Genomic DNA, 20743 nt, shown 5'->3' on the forward strand with positions numbered 1-20743 from the left:
AGTTCCCCTCGCAAATCTGCAAGTACGCGCCAAACGACCGAGCGCCTTCCGTACCTGATGGCAAAAAGGCCGGCGCCTTTCGGCACCGGCCTGAAACTTGCTCATATTCCCGAGCCCAGCCAGCTGCGATTACAGGCCCAGGGCCTTCTTCAGCGCGGAGACGCGACGGCGGCTGACGGGGATCTTCTCGTCCACGCCGTTGAGCGTGAGCAGCAGGGTGCCGCCGGCGACGGGCTCGATCTCCTCGACCATGGACAGGTTCACCAGGTAGCCGCGGTGCACGCGGAAGAACCCGTGACCGTCCAGGCGCTTCTCCAGCTGCGCCAGGCTGACGGTGCTGAAGTAGCGGTCCGTGTCGGTTTGCAGGTACGCGTAGTCGTCGCGCGCCATGACGAAGCGGATCTTGTCGATGCTGATGAGGATCTTCTTGCCGGCCTTCTCAACCGGGATGCGCTCGGACTTCTGGGCCTGCGCATGCAGCTGCACGTGCTCGCGGACGCGGGTAATGGCTTGGGACAGGCGGTCGGTTTCGACCGGCTTCACCAGGTAATCGATGGCGTTGACCTTGAAGGCATCGAGCGCGAACTCGCTGTAGGCGGTGACGAACACCACCGCGGGCGGGAACTTCAGGTGCTGCAGTGCCTCGGCAAGCTGCAGGCCGGTTGCCTCGGGCATGTTCACGTCAAGGAACATGACATCGCAGGGATATTCCTTCAGCTTCTCGATGGCCTCGCGCACGCTTGCCGCCTCGGCGACGACCTCCGTTTGACCCAGTTCGTCGAGCAGGAACTTCAGTTCGGAGCGCGCAGGGGCCTCGTCGTCGACGATCATCGCTTTCAACATAAGTAGGGCCTCCTTGCTTTCCTTTTATCAGATGGCGAATCTGAGAATCATTTCTTCCTGCAGTGTAGCATACGGCGATGCGCTGGGGCGTTCCCTTGCGCAAAGCAGACCATTTTTCCCAACAATTTGCGCTGCGAACGGTCGAGTTGAGGGTTTGAACGGTCGATTTCAGCGGTAAACGGTGGTTTTCACGCGCATGCTTGACAAGACCGCGCTTGCCCTACAAGTCGAGCTGCATGAGCTTGCCGATGGTAAGCGCGTAGATGCGGAACGCCTCTTTCAGCAGCTGCTCGCCTACGCCCTCGTCGGGACCGTGCATGCCGCCCACCCACTCGGGCGCCTGCTCCCACGGCTTCTCGGGGCCGAAGCTTGCCGCGCAGGAGAACTCGCGTGCATACGTGCCGCCGCCCATGGTGAACGGCTTGGCGTCCTCGCCCGTAGCCTGGTTGTACGAAGCCAGCAGCGCCTGGATGGCCGGACCCTGCGGGTCGAGCAAAAACGGCGCGTCGTCGCGCGTCTTCTCGCACGTGCCACCCGCCTCCTTCGCCAACGCCTCTAGTTTCGCGTGCACTTCGTCGCCCGTGATGGCAGTGGGATAGCGGACGTCGATGGTCTGCGTGAAGCGGCCGTCCTGCATGGCTGCGTGGCCCGCCACGATGGTGAGTTCGCCGAAATCGGCGTCTGAGCAGGCAAGATCGACCGTGCTGCCGTCCGTTGCGGCGGCGATGCGCGCAACCGTCTGGAAGTAGGCGCGCTCCCCTTCGCCGACCAAGCTGTTGTCCAGCAGGTAGCCGATCAGCAGCCCGATGGCGCTCACGCCGCCCTGCGGCAGGCTCGCGTGCGCGCTGCGGCCCGTGGCCGCGATGCGCGCCAAGCGGCACTCGGCAGCGTCCGCCTGCGCACCGGCGGCCGCCAGGGCCTCCACGGCGTCGCGTTCGTCAAGCAGCTCCACCTCGATGCCCTGCGCCGTCGGAAGCTCGCACACCCCCGCGCGCACTACCGCCTGCGCATGGCCCGGCACCGCGTTCACCGCCGTGCCGCCTTCGAACGAGAGCACCGTACGCTGCTCGACAGGCACATCAGCGCTGGTCATAAGGCTGTGGTAGATGCCTTTCTCGCCGTAGCACACAGGGAACTCGGCGTCGGGCGTGAACAGGAATGCCGGGTCGTCGTGATGGGCGCGGTAGTAATGGACGTCATCCATGCGCGTTTCCTCGTTCACGCCGAAGATGAAGCGCAGCGTGTAGGGAAGCTGCGGCGCCTGGCCGTCGAGCTGCATGCGACGCCACAGGTTCATGGCGTGCAGCGCCACCACGCTCGGGCCCTTGTCGTCGATGACGCCGCGGCCCAGCAAATAGCCGTCCTTGCGCGTGACCTGGTACGGCTCGAAATGCCAACCCGGGCCCGCCGGCACCACGTCGATGTGGCCGATGATGCCCAGCTGCTCCTCGGATGTTCCGACAAGATCGACGTAGCCGACGTGGCCGGCATCATCGTGGACTTGAAAGCCCATATCGGATGCCATGGCGAGCGCGGCGTCAAGCGCCTTGCGCGGGCCAGGGCCGTACGGAGCGCCCTCGGCAGCTGCGCCAAGATCTTCGAAGCTGGGAATGCGCACGAGCTTGTCGATGTCGGCGACGATATCCTCCCAATGCTCGTCAAGGTAGCGATCGATGTTCTGCTCGAGCAGCTCATCCGACGGCATCTCCGTCAATGCGTCGTTCTCAACCATGAAGTCATCTCCATTTCCTGTTGTGCGGACCAGAATCATCCGGTACAATGGTAAAGCTCAATGCCCGAGTGGCGGAATGGCAGACGCGGCGGTCTCAAAAACCGTTGTCGAAAGACGTGCGAGTTCGACTCTCGCCTCGGGCACCATTCGTAATCAACGGCCCCGCATCCGCGGGGCCGTTTTTCTTTTTCTAATATTGTCTCAAAGCGCCTTCGATCAGAACCAGACGCACCGTGGTGCCCTGACCCAGCTCGCTTTCCACTTCCAAGTGCGTGCCCGCGCCGAAATACCCGCAGATGCGGTCGTGCACGTTGCCCACGGCTATGCCGCAACCCGTGGTGGAACCGGGATGGAGGATGTTGTTGCAAGCCTCCTGCGTCATACCGTTGCCGTCGTCGATGACGGAGACGATGACGTCGTCGCCCTGACGCACGCCCTCCACGCGGATGGTCAGCTTGCCCTCGGAGGGCATGGCGTGGCGCACCGCGTTCTCCACCAAGGGCTGGATTAAGAACGGCGGCACCATCATGTCCTCGACCTCGGGCTCCACGTTGCAGATCAGCTCCAAGCGATCATCGCCGAAGCGCGCCAGCTCGAACATAAAGTAACGCTGCGTCTGCTCGAGCTCGCGACGAAACTCGATCAGGTCGCCGGAATCCTCGAGCGTGCTGCGGTAGAACTTCGCGAACTCGCGCAGCAGCGTGCGGGCGCGCGCGGGGTCGGTGCGCGTGAACGACGCGATGGTGTTGATGGTGTTGAACAGGAAGTGCGGGTTGATCTGGCTTTGGAGCATCTTGAGCTCCATCTTGGTGGCCAGGGCCGTCTGCTCCTCGAGCGCCGATGCCGCCATCTGCGTGGACAGCAGCTGGCCGAAGCCGGTAGCGATGGATTTCTGGGTTTCGCTGATGTGGTTGGCACGGCGATAGTAGAACTTCAGCGTGCCCTTCACGTCCTTGCCCACGGTCAACGGCACGATGATGGCGGCGTTGATGCCATGGGTGCCCTTGGGAAAGCCGATCTCCTCGGGAGTGAACAGCACGCGCGTCTTGCCGTCCGCCAGCGTGGAGTACGTGGCATGCGTGCGGATGACGCTGCCGGAAAGGTTGTGCGATTCCTCGTAGCCGGCGTAACCCAGGATGAAACGGTCATCGGTGATGGCCACGGCGATTGCCGCGGTGGAGGGCAGAAGCAGGCTGCAGATGCGCTGGGCGGATTTGCTGTCCAGGCCTTCCTCGCCCATGGCCTCAAGGGTTTGGCTTGCCAGCTGCAGCACGTTGCTGGATTGACGCGCGCGCACGGAGTCTGGGTCCATGAGCAGGCGGATGAGCACGGTGATGGACAGAGTGAACACCATACCCGCGATGAACAGCGCCAACACGCTGACGACGGGCGATACCAGGTTCCAGATGAGCACCAGACCCGACAGCGCCACCATCACCGACATGAGCATCTCCAGCGTGAAATAACGCGGAAGCCTTGCGCGGTTATCCTCCATATCGACGTTCATGCGCCGACTCCTTCCTTATCGGGCACGACGGGCAAGCCGAAAAGGCCCGCGTGCGGCGTCAGCCCAGTATACCGAATTCGTTGAGCATGAGCATAACGGCCGCCACCAGCAAAAAGCCGCCGAAGATGAACCGCAGCTGCCGCTCGGGCACCACGCGCACCAGCCGCGCGCCCACCAGGGCGCCGGGGATGCTGCCCACCACGATGGCGATGCCCGCCAGGTAATCGATGTTGCCGAGCAGGCCCTGCTCGATGACGCCGGGGATGGCCAGGATCATGATGGCGATGAGCGACGTCCCCGAGGCCAGGCTCATGGGGATATCCAGGATGGCCAGCATGAGCGGCACCATGATGAAGCCGCCGCCCACGCCCACGTAGCCCGAGGCCAGGCCGGCCACCAGGCCGATGCAGACGCCCTGCAGGTACTGCTTATGGGAGAGAACGGGCTGGTCGGGAACGGGTTTGGGGGTTGTGGAACGGGCGGAGGCGGCACCCGTGCATGCTGCCTGCGATGCCGCGGCGCTCGAGCTTGCGGGCGCAGCGTTGCTCGCGCATGCTGCCGGCGCGGCGCCCGGGTTCGCGGATTCGGCGCTCGAACCCGCGGATGCGACGTTGCTCGAACCCGCTGCCTTCGCGCTGCCGCCCGCCTGCCCCGCGCGAGGCGCGGGCGCGCACTTCACGGCCTTCTTGAACATCTTGAACGCGCTGAACCCGATGACTAGCGCCGCCACGCAGATGACCAGCCAGCCGGGCGAGACGCTTGCCAGCCACACGCCCACCGGCGACATGATAGCGCCGCCCACGCCGAGCGCCAGGCCGAGTTTGGGTACGCAGGTTTTCGCACGGGTATGCGCGACCACGCCCGAGATGGACGTGGGGATGATGGCGAACAGGCTGGTAGCCGTGCTGGCCAGCGGGCTCATACCGAACGCCAGGCGGAAGATGGGCACCATGATGGTGCCGCCGCCCACGCCGAGAAGCCCCGACATCACGCCGACGAACACGCCCGCAAAAGCGGGCGCGATGAAGGCCGCGAACACGTCCATTGCGCCGCGTCACCTTCCCTATTCGGCTATGTTCAGGCGGATCTCGCTGGTCACGCCCGGATCGACGCCCGCGCCGGCTCCCGCCACGGGGAACGCCGCCGCCATGTTCGCCGCCGCCTGGCGACGTGCCACAGACTGCACGATGGCCGTGTGCAGGATCTGGTCGCTGTCCATGCGCGCCATGAGCTCGGGCCACACGAACTGGAACTCGAAGTACTTCGAGCAGTTGCGCTGCGCGTACATGACGGCCTCGGTGCGCGCGGCCTTGGCGGCCTGGCGGTACGCCTTCTTGTCCTTGCGGGCAAGGCTGCGCAGGATGGCCGTGATACGGATGCGCTTCGTGATGCCCGGCTCCAGGAACGGGCCCGGATAAGGCTCAAGGGACTGCGGCTTGACCTGCATCAAGTCAATCTGCGTGCGGCTGTACTCCATCTTGCGATACTCGTAGAGCCAGCGGTAGATATCCTGGCGAAAGCGCGTGCCCTCGCTGGTGGACGCCGGCGGCAGGTGGCGCAGGCTCCACTGGTTGTCGAACCAGATGTCGCTGCCGTACATGCGCAGGTTCAGCATGTAGTCCAGGTCCTCGCCGCGAGCGACCCACGGGTCGAACGACAGGCGCTTAAACGCCTCCTTGTGAATGGCCAGGCAGCCGCCGCACACATGGTTGCTGCGCGACAGGCGCGGGCCGCGCATGGCCTTCGTGATCCACTTGTTGAACGCTTTGCCCTGCTGCCAGAAATGGTTGTACCACCTGTCCTGACTCTTCGACAGGTACGAGCCCTCGGAGTTCAGGTAGTAGCCGGTCTTCGCCAGGATGGGCACGCCCTTGCGCGTGAGCTTGCCCAGGCCGTAGACGCCCTTCTGCAGGAAGTCGGCGTCGTCGATGACCTCGTCGTCGTCGAGGAACACGATGGAGTCGAAGCCCATGACGTTGGCGAGCACCAATCCCAAGTTGCGGATGGCACCGTAGCCGGCAAGGCCGATCTCCTTCGACAGCTTGCCCAGGCCCAGCTGCTCCATGCGCTGCTGCACCAGGCTGCACTCGTCGGCGCCGATGATGGCGATGTTGAGGCTGGGGAAGCGCGAGACGATGTCTTGCACCTTCTCGGCGGCTTGATCGGAGATGGCGGGCTCGGCGGCGACCAACACGATGATCTGCCCGATGCCGCGAACCTTCTGCAAAGACGTGAGCAGACGCGGCAGCTCGCCGGGATTGCTCAGCGGGGTGGTGTGGTCGTACGTGGCGATCACGCTGCCGGAATCCTTTCGGCGGCGCGGCGACACGAACGTCGGGATTACGATGACCGGATTCATGCACGTCCTTTGTTTCGGGTCCGTTTACGCCGAATGCGGGTTGCCGGGCCGCGGCCATGGACCGGGCGCGGAACCCGCACGCCGACGTGCGCGTTGCTTTCGGTTAACCCTTATATTGTAGCGTTTTTGGCAAGCGAACGCGAAACGGCCCGGCAACCGGATGGAGACGCTATGCGCGGCGCAAGGGCGCAGGGGAGCGAAATAGGCCCGTGAGCTGGGAGAGGACGGCGTTGCGGTTGCGGCGCAAGGACGAGCGCCCCTCGCCCGCCGTCAATCGCGCACGGCGGAGATGCCCGCCCCACGCTTGCCCGCAGGCGCTAGCGGCGGCGCTTGCCGCGGCCCGCGCGGCCTCTTTGGCCGCCGCGCTTCTTGTCGCTGGCCTTCTCGCCGCGCATGCGGCGGGCCTCCTCGCGACGATCGCGCAACGTGGCCGTCTCCTGCTTCAGGGCCTGGTAGCTGGCGAAACGCTCGGGGGCTATCTCGCCGGACTCGACGGCGGCGCGCACGGCGCACCCCGGTTCGTTTTCGTGCTTGCAGTCGCGGAAGCGGCACTGCTGCGCCGCTTGCTCGATGTCGGCGAACGCCGCGCCGATGCCCGTATCGGCGTCCCACAGCCCCAGGCCGCGCACGCCGGGCATATCCACCACGTACCCGCCGCCGGGGATGGCCACCATCTCGCGGCTGACCGTGGTGTGACGGCCCTTGCCGTCGCCCTCGCGGACCGTGCCCGTTTCCTGCACCTCTTCGCCAACAAGCATGTTGACCAGGCTGGACTTCCCCACGCCCGACTTCCCCACCAGCACCGTGGTGGTGCCGGGGGCCATGAGGGCGCGCACTGCCTCCACGCTCTCGGCGTTGCCGTCCGACACCACCAGCGTGCGCACGTCCGGGCCCGCCAGCGCGCGGACGCGGTCGGCCACCTGCTCCACCTGCGCCTCGCTTTCTGCCAGGTCGGCCTTCGTGAGCACCACCGTGACGGCGGCACCGGTCTCGTAGGCCAGCACCAGCTCGCGCTCCAGGCGGCGCAGGTTCACCTCAGCCAGCGGCTGGGCCAGGATGACGCGGTCGAAGTTCGCCGCCAGCACCTGAGGGACGGCACGCTCGGTGGGGTCTTTGCGCACGAAGGCGCGCTCGCGCGGGCAGATGGACTCGATGATGCCCTTGTCGTGGCCCTCCGGCGCGTTCACCTCGACGTAATCGCCGATGACGGCGCGCACCTTCTCCCCTTTGACCAGGGCCGTTGCGTGTTCGCAGCGCACAAGGCGCCCATCCTCGCATCGCACGAGCGGATACCCGCGGTCCAGTTTCACAACCTGCGCTCTCTGCAAGCTCTCCTCCTTGTAGCCTTATCGCTGGCGTTCGCGCAGCAGATAGAACACCACCATCATGGCCAGGCCGATCATGACGGTCACCATACCCGGGATGAACGCGTTGATGTCGAACTCGTCGGGGGTGGCCTTGCCCTTCTCCGTGACCGTCACCACCTGCGCGTGCAGGTCGGATGCGCCGTCGTGGTCAGAGCACGCCAAGTTGAACGTGCCGCGCACCTGCAGCGTGGTGCCCTTGCGGTCGTAGGCGCCATACGTGTCCACCTTGTCGGCGGATTCGTTGGTAAGGTAGACCGACACCGTGGACGAATCGGAGGGCGATGCCAGCTGCAGCCAGCAGTGGCGGCCGTCGCCTGCGTTGATGCGGTCGCCCACCACTTCGCCGGTGACCTGCACCGTTTGCTTGTCGTAATAGGTGTCCGCCGTGCTCAGGTCCGTGATGGACGTGTCGTAGATGAACGAGCTGTCGGGCAGCTGCGCGACGTTGACGGCGTTGTCACCTTCGGCGGGCTCGTCGGCGAACGCGGCCTGCGGACACGCGAACGCAGGAAGCGCCAACGCGAACGCCAGCGCAGCAGCGGCCATTCCCTTTCGCATCATGAGCGCCTCACCAGCCTGTTCCTTACCACCCTGCGGGGATCGAGCGTCACCACGACCTCGACGATGAGCGCGATCAACGTGAGGAACTCCAGACGGCCGGCCCACATCTCCAGCATGTAGAACAGCTCGAGCGACGCGGGCATGCCCTGGGAGCACACGCCCGACGAGATGCCGCCGTTGGAGGCCATGGCCACCGATTCGAAGATGGACTGCGTGGCGTCGTAGCCGTGCGCGATGCCCACGAGCGCGCCCACGGCGTAGGTGACCACGTACAGCACGAACACGGTCATGGCCTGTTTGACCACCTCGGGCGACAGGATGCGCCTTCCCAAATGGTAATACGAGACCACCACGCGCGCCGAGTCGGGCGCCAACGTCTCCTTCACCGTGGCCACGAGCGATTTGATAATCAGGCCCATGCGGTTGAACTTGATGCCGCCCGACGTGGATCCGGCGCCGCCGCCCACGCACATGAGCGCGGCGATGACCAAAAACGCGCCGGAGGTCAGCGACGTGGTCAGCTGGTTGGTGGTGACGTTTTGGAAGCCCGTGGTGGAGAACGCCGACACGATCAGGAACACGCCGCGGCGCATCATGGTGGCCAGGTTCGAGAAATCCGAGCTTGCCGATACCGACGCGGCGAACACCAAGGTCATCACGGCGATCCAGATGAACATGGTGCGGATCTCCATGTCGCGGAAGTACACGTTCAGGTGCCCCTTCCACAGCTCGGAGTGCAGCACGAAGTTCACCGATCCGATGATCATGAGGAGCATGAGCACCACTTCGATGGGGAACGAATGGTAGTACAGGATGGACGTGCTCATGGGGGTGAAGCCGCCGGTGCAGAAGCTGGAGATGGCCAGCCACAAGCCGTTGAGGAACGCGCGCGGCGCCTCCATGCCGGCGAACGCGCACATGACGGCCAGCACGGCGGTGGCCACGCAGATGAAGCCCAGCGACAGCTTTGCGATGAACTGGGCGGTTTGCACGATGTTGGGGACCACGTGCTCGCTGCGGCCCTCGGACATGTACAGGCTTGCGCCCGAGCGCTTGCCGAACAAGCCGAACGACAACGCCACCACTACCAGGCCCAAGCCGCCCAGCAAGATCATGATGAAGCGCCACATGCTGTCAGCGTAGGACAGGTGGTCAAGGTCGGAGATGATGCTGGCTCCCGTGGTGGTGATGCCCGAGACGCCGTCGAACATGGCGTCCAAAAACGTGTTGTAGTGGCCCGAAAGGTACAGCGGGATGGTGGCCATGAACGCCAGGACCACCCACGCCAGGCCCGTGACCACCAACGCCTGCTGGCGGTTCAGGCGCCCGGGTTCGATGCGCAAGAAGCGCAACGCCGACCCGACGATGAGCGATAACCCTATGGATAGAAGGTAATGGCTTGCAGGGACCCATTCGCGGAACACGATGGCGGTGACCAGCGGCACGATAAGCGCCACGGACGAGAAAAGCACCAGCATGCCAAGATAATGGCCGATGACCCTGACGTCATACCATGTGAAGCGCTGCCACATAGCGGTGCCTACCCCCGCCGCCCGGCGCGCAAGATGTGCCGTTGCAAGCTCATCCCACCACGAGCCTAACCAAGATCATGATGATCCACAGCGACAGCAGGAAGCACACGCAGCTCAGCACCACCACCGTGAAGCTGATAAGCGGCGTTTCGATCATCTGCAATATGTCGTGGATGCTCTTCTGCATAGTGGGAACATCATAATACAAAAAGCCTGCCGGCCCTGTTGAGGGCCGGCAGGCTTCACATTCGGAATGGGTTTCGGCAGGTGACAGGCGGACGCGGGCTGCTGGCGAGGCGGCGCGGGACGACGAGCCTGCGAGCCTCCGGGCGGCGCTGGCGCGCTGCTCGGAACGGCGAACCCGCAGGCCGCCGGGTTGCGCAGGCGCTCCCGGGCCGCGACCGCCGGGCAATGCGGGCGCTAGGCGGCCGCTTAGGCCATCAGCTTCGTGACCGCGTTCGCGTAGGCCACCGGGTCAGCGATGGGCATGCCCTCGACGATGAGCGCCTGGTCGTACAGGATTTCCGTGTAGAGCTCCACCTTCTCGGCGTCGCCGGCGGACTGGGCGTCCTTGAGCACCTGGAACACCGGATGCTTCGCGTTCAACTCGAGCACGCGCTGCGACTTCACCTCGCCCATGCCGTCGGGCATCTGCGACATGAGGCGCTCCATCTCAAGCGACACGGGGCCTTCGGTGGTGACGGCCGACGGGGCGTCGGTCAGGCGCGTGGACACGGCCACCTTCGTGACCGCGTCGCCGAGCTGCTCCTTCATGGTGGCGAGCAGGGCCTCGTTGTCCTTCTCGGCTTCCTCGGCCTCCTTCTTCTCCTCCTCGGAGGCGAAGTCCAGGTCGCCCGATGCCACGTTCTTGAGCTCCTTGGGGCCGGTTCCCTCGATATCCTTGCCCTCGGCGTCCTTTTCGGCCTCGGGGCCGTAGGTCATCATGGCCTGGAAGCAGAACTCGTCGACGTCCTTCGTGCACAGCAGCACGTCGTAGCCCTTGCCGAGCACCGTGTTCACGATGGGCAGCTTGGCCAGACGGTCGATGCTGTCGCCGGCGGCGTAGTAGATGGACTTCTGGTCGGCGGGCATGGCTTCCAGGTACTCGGCCAGCGTGACCATCTTCTGCTCCTTGGCGCTGTAGAACAGCAGCAGGTCGGCCAGCTCGTCCTTCAGCATGCCATAGCTGGTGTAGATGCCGTACTCCAGGCCGCGACCGAAGTCCTCGAAGAACTTCTCGTAGGCGGCGCGATCGTTCTTCAGCATCTTCTTCAGCTCGCTGGTGACCTTCTTCTCCACCTTGCGGGCGATGGCGTGCAGCTGGTTGTTCTGCTGCAGCGTCTCACGCGAGATGTTGAGCGTGAGGTCCTGGCTGTCCACGACGCCGCGGACGAAGTTGAAGTGGTCGGGCAGCAGGTCCTCGCACTTCTCCATGATCAGCACGTTGGAGCTGTACAGCTCCAGGCCCTTCTTGTAGTCCTTGCTGTACAGGTCGTACGGCGCGCGGCCGGGGATGAACAGCAGCGCGTCGTAGGACAGCGCGCCCTCGGCGTGGATGGAGAACGTGGCGGCCGGGTCGGTGAAGTCGTGGAAGGTCTGCTTGTAGAACTCGTTGTACTCTTCCTGTTGTACATCGGACTTGCTGCGCTTCCAGATCGGCACCATGGAGTTGATGGTCTCGACCTCGGTGTACTGCTCGTACTCGGGCTTGTAGTCGTCGCCGGCGTCCTCGGGCTTGGGCTTCTGGCGGGACTTCGAAACCTCCATGCGCACGGGGTAGCGCACGTAGTTGCTGTAGCGCTTGATGAGGTCCTTCAGGCCGTACTCGCTGAGGAACTGGTCGAAGTTCTCCTCGTCGGTGTTGTCCTTGAGCGTGAGGATGATGTCGGTGCCGTTGCCCTCGCGCTGGGCCTCCTCGATGGTGTAGCCCTCGATGCCGTCGGATTCCCAGGCCCAGGCCTGGTCGCTGCCGTAGGCCTTCGACACCACGCGCACGGACTTGGCCACCATGAACGCGCTGTAGAAGCCCACGCCGAACTGACCGATGATGTCGACGTCGTCGCCCTGCTGCTCGGCGTTCTCCTGCTTGAAGGCCATGGAGTCGGAATGGGCGATGGTGCCCAGGTTGCGGTCCAGGTCCTCCTGCGTCATGCCGATGCCGTTGTCGGACACGGTGATGGTGCGGGCGTCCTTATCGAAGGCGACGTCGATGCCGAGCTGGTCCTTCGTCAGCTGGATGCTGGAGTCGGTGAGGCTTTTGAAGTACAGCTTGTCGACGGCGTCCGACGCGTTGGAGATGAGCTCGCGCAGGAAGATCTCGCGGTTGGTGTAGATGGAGTTGATCATCAGGTCGAGCAGCTTCTTGCTCTCTGTCTTGAACTTGCGCATAGGTGCGGCGCTTCCTTTCCGTTCGTGCTTCGGTGCTGCGGGACCGGCCGCGCAGCGCGGAGGCGCTTCGCTCACCTGCGGCGATGCCGGCTCGCAGCGCCCGCCCGCAGGCGGAGCGCCGGGCCGTGCATGCCCCGGCGAATGAAACGCCCCGCAGGTGCGGGGCGCGTTAGCAGTCTCACAGCTTGAGTGCTAATTTCGATTGTAGTCTGGCGCTTGGGAGTGTCAAGTGACAGGAAGGTGACAGCGGGAAGGCTTCGCTAAATCTCGATTTGAGTGTAGTCCAGATCGCGGTTCTCGCACAGCCACTCGAACATACCCGGCACGTTCGTGACCTTGACCAGGCCGTTTTCCAAACTGTCGGGATCATGCGTGAGCAGGAAGTCCGCCCGCAGATCGATGGCGGCGTTGACCATGAGCTGGCCTTCGGGGTTTTGCCCCGACGAGGCCAGCATGCGGTCGACGTTGGCCGCGGTGAGGTCCGCCACCTGCACGAAGGTGCGCAGACCGCGGATGCGTTCCATGGCGCGCGGCAGCAGCTCGGGCTTGCCGCCTTCGGAGAGCAGGTAGACGAGGTCGACCACCTGCGGGGCGGTGACCCACAGGTCGAACTCGCCGACGCGGCCGGCGACCATGAGCATACGCGTTTGCTGGTAGAACGGTTGGCGCTCGTTCATGAAGTCCATGACGACTTCGGTACCAAGCAGGACACGGGCCTGAGGCATGCTAGATCACCCCCCGCGAGGAGAATCGCGCAGCGCGGGCGATGGCCGCAAGGTCCGGGCCGTCGGCCGGCAGGTCGCCGTGCTCGAAGGCGCGGTCGACCAGCGCCGAGGACGCTTCATCGGCGGCGTCGGATGCGCCGTCGGATACGGGTTCGGAGAGGGAATCGACGAACTCCACGGCGTTATCCCAGGCCGCTTCGTCCTCCGCCGCCACGATGCCCGTGAGAAACGACGCGTCGCCGTTCTCGATGAGCTTGTCGTACATGCGGTTGATGGCCTGGGAGGCCGTGAGGCCTTCCCGCTGCAGCACAAGGCCGCCGCGGCGCTTCTTGCCGGGCGCCATGCGGCCGGTGACCATTGCCTCGCCCATCGCAACCTCCGATCGTCCCGCTTCGCTGCACGGGGAAACGGGCGGACGGCCGCTTGGCCGGCCATTGTTTCCCGCAGCGTTTACCAGCGTTACGCCGGGCTCCGCCGGCGCAACTTGTGTGAGTGCGTGGTTCATATTATTGTACAACGTTTTGCGTACAACGTCAATGGGACAATCTCCGGCATTCACTGGTTTCACACAAGTTATTATGCGGTTTACCTGGGGTTATTCCGAGAGCGAAGGCGGCATGGGCGAAAGGCCGAAGGAGCCAGTCTAAGATTCGATCCTACACAGACTGTTAACAGACCGCACGCGAGGTTTTGCTACCATGTGCTACTGGACAAAAGCGGCCCCGACGCACGACGCCAGGGCGCAAAACGGATAACGCAAGGAAGGCGGTCGGGCATGCCCGCGAAAACGTTCTCCATCATGGGCGATTCCATCAGCACCTTCGAGGGGTGCGTGCCCGATGGCTACACACTGTTCTATAACGACGAGCGCTTGGAGCGATCCGGCGTGCTGCGCCCCGAGGATACCTGGTGGTCGCACGCGGTGCGCGCGCTCGGCGGCACCGTACTTGCCGATAGCGCCTGGTCAGGCAGCATGGTCGAGGGCGCGGGCTTCCCCGCCGCCAGCAGCCCCGAACGCGCAGCGGCCCTGCTGGGCCCCTACGGCCAAGTGCCCGATGCGGTGCTCGTGTTCATCGGCATCAACGACTACGGCTGGGGCGGCGCCGAGGCGCAGGCCGCCGGCCACAGCCACGCCATGCCGCGCTGCATCGACCCGGCAAGCGTTCCCGAGCAGGTAGCCGGTGCCGCGCCCGCCGACGCCGTGGAGCGTTTCGGCGCGGCGTACCGCACCATGCTGCGCAACATCCGCACGGCGGCGCCTAAAACTGCGGTGTATTGCATCACGCTGCTGCCCGGACGCACGCACGGCGTCGACCATCCCGAGTTCTGCTACCGTCTGCGCGGCCATCACCTGGACGAATACAACGCCGCCATCCGCGAAGCGGCCGTAGCCGAAGGCTGCCGCGTCGCCGACGTGCGCGCGTTCGGTCGCGACTACGACTCGCTCGAGGGCACGCACCCCACAAATCTGGGCATGCGCCAGTTCGCCAGCATGGTGGTGCGCGCAATGCAGCTGGCGGACGCGGGAGCGGGAGAGAACGAAGCGAAAGAGGGCGCGCCGGAAGGCATCACCATCGGGGCGCAACCCGAGGTCGCCAACCCCGCGCTTGACCTGCAAGATTTCTGCGGCGCGCCCGAAAGCGCGCAGCTATGCGATGAGCCCACCTGTATCGGCTGCCCCCACGCCGCCAACACCGGCAACCAATGGCTCTGCAGGTGCCTGAAGTAGGCAGCCGCACCCCCTGAACGCAATCGGGCCCCGGCGTTTGCCGGGGCCCGATCTGCTTCACGCGGCCTTAAGCCGCGCAACTATGCTGGGAAGCTCGCTTGCTTACTTGACCAGCTGGATCTTCTCGATGTCGTCGCGGGTGGTCTCGCGATAGAGCACCACGCGCTTGCCGATGACCTGCACCAGCTCGGCCTCGGCCTGATCGGCGATCTCGCGGCCGGCCTCGGCGGCCTGGCTGCCCGTTTCGCACAGCACGCTGACCTTGATGAGCTCGTGGGCCTCAAGACCCTCGTTGACCTGCTTGAGGATGTTGGCGGTGACGCCTTCCTTGCCGACGATAACGGTGGGCTTCAAGTTGTTCGCCATGCTGCGCAGCTGACGGACCTGCTTGCCGGTGATAGCCATGGGTTGCGCTCGTTTCTCTTCGTGTGTTAACGCTAAAGCGGCGCGCCCGTGAAGGCGCGCCGCAGATTCGCTTACGTCTATTTTACATGCTTCGTGCGCGTTTCGCATCGCGTTTCACCGCGGCACGCGAATAAACCAGCGCGAGTGCACAACCTGCCGCGGCGATGCACGCGGCAACCACCATGGCGATCGAGAAGCCTTGCGCGGTCGCAAGCGCCTCATCGACGCCCGCCGCCAAGGCGCCCGCCTGGGCGGTGGACATGATGCCCGTGTACAGCGAAGGGCCGATACAGGCCGCGATCTGCACGAACGTGGTGGAGATGGCGACTCCGAATGGATTCATTTCCTGAGACAGGGTGCGCAAGCCCGCCGTCTGCGAGGGCGAGAAGATGAAGCCGGTGCCGCCCATGATCAGCAACGCCGCGACAAACGCCGCCGGCAGCGACAACGTGGGGGCCAACGCCGCCATCACGACGAAGCCCACGGCGATGGCCGCAAAACCCGCCGGAAGCAGCGGCCACTCGCCGCGCGCGTCCATGATGCGGCCGCCCAATAGCGTAGTGCCCGCGTTCGCCAACACCGGGACCAGCATCAGCAAACCGGCCGCGAACGCCGTCAGGCCCGTGCCGCCTTCCAGGTACAGCGGCAGCAGCACGCTCATGCTGAAGCTGCCCATCATGGCGATGGTGGTCAGCACCACCGATGGCCAGAACGCGCGGCTCTTCATGGGCGTCAGGTCGATGAGCGGGTGCTCGCAGCGCAGTTGGCGCAGCACGAACAGCACCGCCGTGACCACCGCCACCGCAAGCGATCCGACCGCAAGCGCGACGTCGATGGTCAGCTCGACAAGGCCCAGGCTCAGCGCGCACAGGAACACCGCCGAGAGCACCGTCGACGGAATGTCCAGGTGAGCAGGGGAGAAGCCCATGTTCTTGACCGCGAACAGAGCCGCCAAGGCAAGCACCGCCATAGCGGCAAGGGGCACCGCGAACACGCTATGCCAGCCGAACGAGGTGACAAGCGCGCCGCACACCGTCGGAGCCAGAGCGGGGCCGAACGTGATCATGCAGCCGCCGATGGACAGGAACGTCCCCAGCTTGTGCTTCGGCGCGACCACCAGCACCGTGTTCATCATAAGCGGGATGAAGATGCCCGAGCCCGCGGCCTGCACCAGACGCGCCGCCATGAGCAGCTCGAAGCTTGTGGCGAACAAGCCCATGATCGAGCCGACCAGCGTGAACGCCGCGGCGGCGAAATACAGGGGGCGCAGCTTGAAGCGGCGGTACATGAACGCCATGCACATGACCACGATGGTCGCCACGATCATATAGCCCGTGACCAGCCATTGCGCCGCAACCGAGTCGACGCCGTACTCGCCCATGATGGACATGAGCGCCATATTCACCAGATTCTCGTTGAACCCCGCCAAAAACGCGCTGGCGTATAGAACGACCAGCAGCGCAACCAATGCTTTTCCTTGCATCCCGCATCCTTTCGCACTCGTTGACCGGACAATCGACGCAAAGGGCGTAAGGCGCAGCCGGCGCTGCCCGCTTGCGCGGGAAGCGGGCTGCGAAGGCGGGCGGCGGCAAACGAAACCCCCGCCCGGAGCGCGCGCAAAACCCAAAGGCCCGCGCGGGCAAAACCCCTGCTTATCGATTGTGTTCTGGAACCCCCGGCAAACTGGCGCGTGCGGCGCGGAAGCGCGAATGCACGGCTTGAGCACGCTTACCCGTGGTACGCAACGTATTCTAGCCACATCCCCGCTTCGCCGCGGGCTTTCCCCACAAAGAAAACCGCCCCGGCGCCAGCGAGGGCCCGGGGCGGATGGCGCGCGGCGGAGCGGGGGCTCCCAACACGCAGCCAGACAAAACCGCCCCGGGCCGATGGGGAGAGTCCGGGGCGGATGGCGCGTACCGGGGAAAGGGACCCGAAACACGATCTATGAGAACCGCCCCGGGCCGATGGGAAAGCCCGGGGCGGGTATCACCGCAGGTTGGAGGGAGGGGCGCCCAACGCGCGGCGATCGGCAGAGCGCCCCTTGGCGCGAAGAGGATGCACAAGGGACGCTTGCCTTTCGGAATGGTTATCTCTCGTTCGGGGCCAGCTTCACGGCCTGCCCGCGCTTGGCGACCACCGGCATGGCGATGGCGTTTGCCGGGCAAGCGTCCACGCAGGCGTTGCAGCGCGTGCAGTCCGCTAGCGTGCGCTCGCCGTAGTCAGGATGGCGCAGGTTGATGTCGGCCTCGCACACCATGGCGCAGCGGCTGCACGGCGTGCCCTTCGACGTCTCCAGGCACTTCGCGTCGTCGATGACGGGCTTGAACGTGCGGCTGAAGCGACCCATCAGGTTCATGAGGCCGGCCATGGGACAGAAGCGCGTGCACCATTTGCGCAGGAACACCAGCTCGATGATCAGCATCAACGGGATGAGGACCACGGCCACGGTCATGTCCGCGTTGGCGAACAGGCGCCAGAACACCAGCACCGTGGCGAAGGTCAGGCCGATGGGGCACACCAGGCAAAACACCGGGAAGCCGAAGATGGCCGTGGACAGCAGCGCGCCGCCGAGCACGTAATGGCGCGAATCCAGCTTGGCGCGCTGCTGCTTGCAGGCGCTGCAGCTTTCGCAGCCGCCCTTCCCGCCGCAGCCCAGCTCGAACTTGGCGATATCGAGCGCCTCGTCGCGTTTCGCCTGCTCAAGCTCGCGGCGCTTCTTCGGCGAACGGAAGAACGCGCGCAGCTTGCCCAGCACGGGTACGGGGCAGATCCAGCCGCAGAACGCGCGGCCGAACAGGAACACCAGCAGCGCCATGATGACGATGCTGAACACGGCGCGCGGGACCAAGGTCTTGGTCGCCAGCATGGTGGTGATCGCGCCAAGCGGGCACAACGCGCCGAACGAGCCCGGGCCGAAACCGGACAACGTGCCCATGTTGATGCCCGCGATCAGGCACACAGCCAGGATGCAGAATACGGCGGCCGCCACGATGGTGCGGATCTTGCTCAATTTCATGACAACCCCCTTACAGCGAGGACGCAGGACGGACGACGATGGCGCGCTCGGTGGCTCCCGCGACGATGGAGCCTTGCTGCAGCGACACGCACACGCTCTCGCAGGCGCCGCAGCCGACGCACTTGTCCTCGATCACGTACGGGCGCGGGCTGTAGCCGTTGCCATCGAGCTGAATGGCGTCGTACCCGGCATCGCGGCAGGCGTCGAAGCAGAAATGGCAACCCGTGTCGCGGAACGCCAGGCACGTCTTGGGATCGATCTCGGCCAGGCCGATGATGGTGTTGTTCGCATCGGCGCCGGCGGGAAGCTGCAGTGCCTCGGTGGGGCACGATGCCACGCACAGCGGCACCCCGCCGTTCTCCTCGGCGCAGAAGTCGCAGTAATCGGCGCTGAAGTCCAGCTGCGGGCTGCGCATCCCCAGAAGGCCGTCCTCGATCTTGGCCGGCTTGATGACGTGACGCGGGCACGCCTCGTAGCATTTCTCGCAGCGGATGCAGGCGCTGACCAAGTGCGCCTCGTCCTGACCTCCCGGCGGACGGTTCAGCGGCACGTGGCCGGCATAGCGCAGGGCGCCCAAACCAAGCAGCGCAGCCGTGCTGCCCACGCCGATGAGCAGCGAGCGGCGCGAAACGTTCATCGGCTCCTTCGCCCTCTTCGCAGCAGGCTGCGCGGGCGCCGCATCGGTCGCGGCAGGTTGCGCGGGCACCGCATCGGCCGCGCCGACGTCCTTCGCCACGGCGGGCTGCGCGCCCTCCTTCTTCTCTTCGCTCATGAAGACCCCTCTCCGTGTCTTTCCGTTTCCTCTTCCTATGCGTGAAAGCCCCGGTCGGGGCTTTGCGAAAACGCGTATATGAGGGGGCTTCCGTTGCCGAAAGCGGGGCGTTCAGGTAAGCCCCCTCCAACACGCCTTTTCAGCTTGCGAGCTGGCGTTTTCCCGCCAACTCGCCCGCAAGGCCGGCCGACCAGAACCGGCCTTGCGCCTTCGTTTCCTAGAACAGGGCGAAGATGTGCATCGCTGCCGAGTACAGGAGCACGCGCCAGATGATGCCGCCGATGATGCAGCACACGCCTGCACCGCCGGCGTAGATGGCCAGCTGCTTGCCTTCCTGCGCCTTGCCGAACCACAGGATGGCGGCCGGGGCGACGATGCCGACGATGACGGCGCCCAGCCAGAACATCACGGCGTTGGAGCCTGCCAGCAGGCTGCCGACGACGGCGGCGCGGTCGACCATGGGCACGTCGGGCAGCGTCGGGTCGAAGTAGTACGCGATGTCGGCTGAGTACGTGCCGGCGGAGCCGTTGATCATGATCGCGTACACCAGCACGACGACCAGCTGCGCCACGGCGCCGACCAGGGCGGTCTTGACCATGAAGTCGCGGGCCTCGACGTCGCCGGTGGCGCCGGCGATCACGAGTGCGGCCAGGCCGCCCATGAAGACCGTGTTCGTCAGGTAGTACACGATCAGGAGCGGGTTATCCCAGGTGGGCAGCGACGGCATCAGGTAGGAGTCGCCGGTGACCATGGGAAGCGCCAGGCCCACGACGATGGCCAGGACGCCGGCCCACTTCGGGGCGGTGCCGTCCTCGGAGCGGCGGGCGAACAGGAAGAACAGCACGATGGCGATGAACTCCACGACGCAGCCCCACAGCTCAAGGGTGATGCCGGACACGCCGTAGCCGTTACCGGCGAGCAGCGCGCCGAACGCGTTGAAGATGCGCTCCCAATGCTGCAGGTGCATGAACACGCAGATGCCGCCGATGACGAGCGTCGCCAGCGCGGCGATGAGCGCCGCGTTCTGCATCTTCTTGCCCTTGCCGAGCACGGTGAGCAGGCCCTGTGCGCCCAAGATGCCGCCGGACAGGCACAGGAAGAAGGTGAAGAGGATTAGAGGCCATTCCGGATTCATGAGTCTACTCCCTCCACTTTCGGCCCTCGCGGAGCAGGTACATCAGCTTGGGCTTGTTGCCTGCGTCCTTGAGATGATGGATATCGCTTTCCTTGTACGCCTCGACGTAGTCCTTGAGCTTGACGCGGGTCTTGGTCATCTCGTCGTACTGGCAGCCGGGGCTGTCAGGATGCGCCGGGCCCTCGAAGTTGTCGACGCCCTTGTCAAGGTCGCCGAAGAAGCGGGCGCGGGCGCCGCACTGGGCCACGCACTGCGGCAGCTCGCCTTGGCTGATGCGCTGCTCGCACATGGTGCACTTCTCGACGACGCGCTCCTCCTCGTTGAGGTAACGCACGCCGTACGGGCAGGCCAGGGCGCAGAAGCGGCAGCCGATGCACTTGGACTTGTCGATCTGCACGGTGCCGTCCTCGCGAATGTGGGATGCGCCGGTCGGGCACACGCGCACGCACTCGGGGTTCTTGCAGTGCTGGCACTGGACTGGAAGGAAGTACATCTCCACGTCCGGGTAATCACCCGAGCCGCCCTCGATGGGGTGCGGACCGATGCGCAGCGTCTTGATCCAGAAGTTGCCGACGTCGACGCCGTTGATCGCCTTGCAGGCGACCGTGCAGGCCAGGCAGCCGGTGCAACGGTTCAGGTCGGTGATAATCGCGTAATTTGCCATGGGTTGTT

Annotated in this window: 19 protein-coding genes and 1 tRNA gene; 2 read left to right on the top strand and 18 right to left on the bottom strand. The window is 65.1% G+C overall.

All coding sequences use genetic code 11. The annotated features are described in order from the left end of the window. Window positions 1-129 precede the first annotated feature (129 nt). A complete protein-coding gene (locus tag Q0G75_RS02770; RefSeq protein ID WP_294164949.1) occupies window positions 130-843 on the bottom strand; it encodes a LytTR family DNA-binding domain-containing protein in 714 nt (237 codons plus the stop codon). A gap of 220 nt (window positions 844-1063) precedes the next feature. Beyond that, window positions 1064-2575 (bottom strand): Sapep family Mn(2+)-dependent dipeptidase, encoded by a 1512-nt coding sequence (locus Q0G75_RS02775; protein ID WP_294416638.1) that lies wholly within the window; start codon window positions 2573-2575, stop codon window positions 1064-1066. A 62-nt stretch (window positions 2576-2637) separates the two neighbouring features. On the opposite strand from Q0G75_RS02775, the gene Q0G75_RS02780 reads away from it, so the two are divergent. Beyond that, window positions 2638-2721: transfer RNA gene (locus tag Q0G75_RS02780), tRNA-Leu, on the top strand. Between the two features lie 44 nt (window positions 2722-2765). Here the strand turns inward: Q0G75_RS02780 and Q0G75_RS02785 are convergent. From Q0G75_RS02785 to Q0G75_RS02830, 10 genes are all read right to left on the bottom strand, one after another. Further along, entirely contained in the window at window positions 2766-4082 is a 1317-nt protein-coding gene (locus Q0G75_RS02785) for a histidine kinase (protein WP_294416639.1), read from the bottom strand. A gap of 58 nt (window positions 4083-4140) precedes the next feature. Continuing rightward, window positions 4141-5127, bottom strand: coding sequence for a sulfite exporter TauE/SafE family protein (locus tag Q0G75_RS02790; protein WP_294416641.1), 987 nt, complete (start codon window positions 5125-5127; stop codon window positions 4141-4143). An 18-nt stretch (window positions 5128-5145) separates the two neighbouring features. Then, a complete protein-coding gene (locus Q0G75_RS02795) occupies window positions 5146-6441 on the bottom strand; it encodes a hypothetical protein (protein WP_294381382.1) in 1296 nt (431 codons plus the stop codon). Window positions 6442-6758: 317 nt separating this feature from the next. Further along, window positions 6759-7769: a ribosome small subunit-dependent GTPase A gene (rsgA, locus tag Q0G75_RS02800; protein ID WP_294381378.1), complete on the bottom strand. Its 1011-nt coding sequence runs from the start codon at window positions 7767-7769 to the stop codon at window positions 6759-6761. Between the two features lie 18 nt (window positions 7770-7787). After that, window positions 7788-8369 (bottom strand): hypothetical protein, encoded by a 582-nt coding sequence (locus Q0G75_RS02805; protein WP_294416643.1) that lies wholly within the window; start codon window positions 8367-8369, stop codon window positions 7788-7790. Beyond that, window positions 8366-9901 carry a potassium transporter TrkG gene (locus Q0G75_RS02810; RefSeq protein WP_294416645.1) on the bottom strand — a complete coding sequence of 512 codons (1536 nt, stop codon included), beginning with the start codon at window positions 9899-9901 and terminating at the stop codon, window positions 8366-8368. Before Q0G75_RS02810 ends, Q0G75_RS02805 begins: the two co-directional genes overlap by 4 nt. A gap of 49 nt (window positions 9902-9950) precedes the next feature. Next, the gene (locus Q0G75_RS02815; protein WP_199669273.1) at window positions 9951-10088 is read right to left on the bottom strand and encodes a hypothetical protein; all 138 of its coding nucleotides are present in this window, start codon (window positions 10086-10088) and stop codon (window positions 9951-9953) included. A 245-nt stretch (window positions 10089-10333) separates the two neighbouring features. Continuing rightward, the gene (gene htpG / locus Q0G75_RS02820) at window positions 10334-12289 is read right to left on the bottom strand and encodes a molecular chaperone HtpG (RefSeq protein WP_294416650.1); all 1956 of its coding nucleotides are present in this window, start codon (window positions 12287-12289) and stop codon (window positions 10334-10336) included. 260 nt (window positions 12290-12549) lie between these two features. Then, window positions 12550-13014 (bottom strand): PIN domain-containing protein, encoded by a 465-nt coding sequence (locus Q0G75_RS02825; protein ID WP_294416651.1) that lies wholly within the window; start codon window positions 13012-13014, stop codon window positions 12550-12552. A 1-nt stretch (window position 13015) separates the two neighbouring features. After that, window positions 13016-13384 (bottom strand): hypothetical protein, encoded by a 369-nt coding sequence (locus Q0G75_RS02830; RefSeq protein ID WP_294416653.1) that lies wholly within the window; start codon window positions 13382-13384, stop codon window positions 13016-13018. A 405-nt stretch (window positions 13385-13789) separates the two neighbouring features. On the opposite strand from Q0G75_RS02830, the gene Q0G75_RS02835 reads away from it, so the two are divergent. Further along, window positions 13790-14743, top strand: coding sequence for an SGNH/GDSL hydrolase family protein (locus tag Q0G75_RS02835; protein ID WP_294416655.1), 954 nt, complete (start codon window positions 13790-13792; stop codon window positions 14741-14743). 102 nt (window positions 14744-14845) lie between these two features. On the opposite strand, the gene yhbY is transcribed toward Q0G75_RS02835, so the two are convergent. From yhbY to Q0G75_RS02865, 6 genes are all read right to left on the bottom strand, one after another. After that, window positions 14846-15148: a ribosome assembly RNA-binding protein YhbY gene (yhbY, locus tag Q0G75_RS02840; protein WP_042432390.1), complete on the bottom strand. Its 303-nt coding sequence runs from the start codon at window positions 15146-15148 to the stop codon at window positions 14846-14848. A gap of 82 nt (window positions 15149-15230) precedes the next feature. Next, the gene (locus Q0G75_RS02845) at window positions 15231-16631 is read right to left on the bottom strand and encodes an MFS transporter (protein ID WP_294416656.1); all 1401 of its coding nucleotides are present in this window, start codon (window positions 16629-16631) and stop codon (window positions 15231-15233) included. Window positions 16632-17234: 603 nt separating this feature from the next. After that, window positions 17235-18164: a 4Fe-4S binding protein gene (locus Q0G75_RS02850; RefSeq protein WP_294416658.1), complete on the bottom strand. Its 930-nt coding sequence runs from the start codon at window positions 18162-18164 to the stop codon at window positions 17235-17237. A gap of 10 nt (window positions 18165-18174) precedes the next feature. Next, window positions 18175-18936 (bottom strand): 4Fe-4S dicluster domain-containing protein, encoded by a 762-nt coding sequence (locus tag Q0G75_RS02855; protein WP_294416659.1) that lies wholly within the window; start codon window positions 18934-18936, stop codon window positions 18175-18177. A 217-nt stretch (window positions 18937-19153) separates the two neighbouring features. Further along, the gene (locus tag Q0G75_RS02860) at window positions 19154-20071 is read right to left on the bottom strand and encodes a DmsC/YnfH family molybdoenzyme membrane anchor subunit (RefSeq protein ID WP_294416661.1); all 918 of its coding nucleotides are present in this window, start codon (window positions 20069-20071) and stop codon (window positions 19154-19156) included. Between the two features lie 4 nt (window positions 20072-20075). Then, window positions 20076-20735 (bottom strand): 4Fe-4S dicluster domain-containing protein, encoded by a 660-nt coding sequence (locus Q0G75_RS02865; RefSeq protein WP_294381341.1) that lies wholly within the window; start codon window positions 20733-20735, stop codon window positions 20076-20078. Between the last annotated feature and the right edge of the window lie 8 nt (window positions 20736-20743).

Source organism: uncultured Senegalimassilia sp., assembly GCF_934636665.1.
Lineage (GTDB): Bacteria > Actinomycetota > Coriobacteriia > Coriobacteriales > Eggerthellaceae > Senegalimassilia.

Excerpts from the sequence above, each read along its gene's own strand:
- Q0G75_RS02770 (WP_294164949.1), bottom strand. The coding sequence starts at position 843 with ATGTTGAAAGCGATGATCGTCGACGACGAGGCCCCTGCGCGCTCCGAA.
- Q0G75_RS02775 (WP_294416638.1), bottom strand. The coding sequence starts at position 2,575 with ATGGTTGAGAACGACGCATTGACGGAGATGCCGTCGGATGAGCTGCTC.
- Q0G75_RS02785 (WP_294416639.1), bottom strand. The coding sequence starts at position 4,082 with ATGAACGTCGATATGGAGGATAACCGCGCAAGGCTTCCGCGTTATTTC.
- Q0G75_RS02790 (WP_294416641.1), bottom strand. The coding sequence starts at position 5,127 with ATGGACGTGTTCGCGGCCTTCATCGCGCCCGCTTTTGCGGGCGTGTTC.
- Q0G75_RS02795 (WP_294381382.1), bottom strand. The coding sequence starts at position 6,441 with ATGAATCCGGTCATCGTAATCCCGACGTTCGTGTCGCCGCGCCGCCGA.
- Q0G75_RS02805 (WP_294416643.1), bottom strand. The coding sequence starts at position 8,369 with ATGATGCGAAAGGGAATGGCCGCTGCTGCGCTGGCGTTCGCGTTGGCG.
- Q0G75_RS02810 (WP_294416645.1), bottom strand. The coding sequence starts at position 9,901 with ATGTGGCAGCGCTTCACATGGTATGACGTCAGGGTCATCGGCCATTAT.
- Q0G75_RS02815 (WP_199669273.1), bottom strand. The coding sequence starts at position 10,088 with ATGCAGAAGAGCATCCACGACATATTGCAGATGATCGAAACGCCGCTT.
- htpG (WP_294416650.1), bottom strand. The coding sequence starts at position 12,289 with ATGCGCAAGTTCAAGACAGAGAGCAAGAAGCTGCTCGACCTGATGATC.
- Q0G75_RS02825 (WP_294416651.1), bottom strand. The coding sequence starts at position 13,014 with ATGCCTCAGGCCCGTGTCCTGCTTGGTACCGAAGTCGTCATGGACTTC.
- Q0G75_RS02830 (WP_294416653.1), bottom strand. The coding sequence starts at position 13,384 with ATGGGCGAGGCAATGGTCACCGGCCGCATGGCGCCCGGCAAGAAGCGC.
- Q0G75_RS02835 (WP_294416655.1), top strand. The coding sequence starts at position 13,790 with ATGCCCGCGAAAACGTTCTCCATCATGGGCGATTCCATCAGCACCTTC.
- yhbY (WP_042432390.1), bottom strand. The coding sequence starts at position 15,148 with ATGGCTATCACCGGCAAGCAGGTCCGTCAGCTGCGCAGCATGGCGAAC.
- Q0G75_RS02845 (WP_294416656.1), bottom strand. The coding sequence starts at position 16,631 with ATGCAAGGAAAAGCATTGGTTGCGCTGCTGGTCGTTCTATACGCCAGC.
- Q0G75_RS02850 (WP_294416658.1), bottom strand. The coding sequence starts at position 18,164 with ATGAAATTGAGCAAGATCCGCACCATCGTGGCGGCCGCCGTATTCTGC.
- Q0G75_RS02855 (WP_294416659.1), bottom strand. The coding sequence starts at position 18,936 with ATGAGCGAAGAGAAGAAGGAGGGCGCGCAGCCCGCCGTGGCGAAGGAC.
- Q0G75_RS02860 (WP_294416661.1), bottom strand. The coding sequence starts at position 20,071 with ATGAATCCGGAATGGCCTCTAATCCTCTTCACCTTCTTCCTGTGCCTG.
- Q0G75_RS02865 (WP_294381341.1), bottom strand. The coding sequence starts at position 20,735 with ATGGCAAATTACGCGATTATCACCGACCTGAACCGTTGCACCGGCTGC.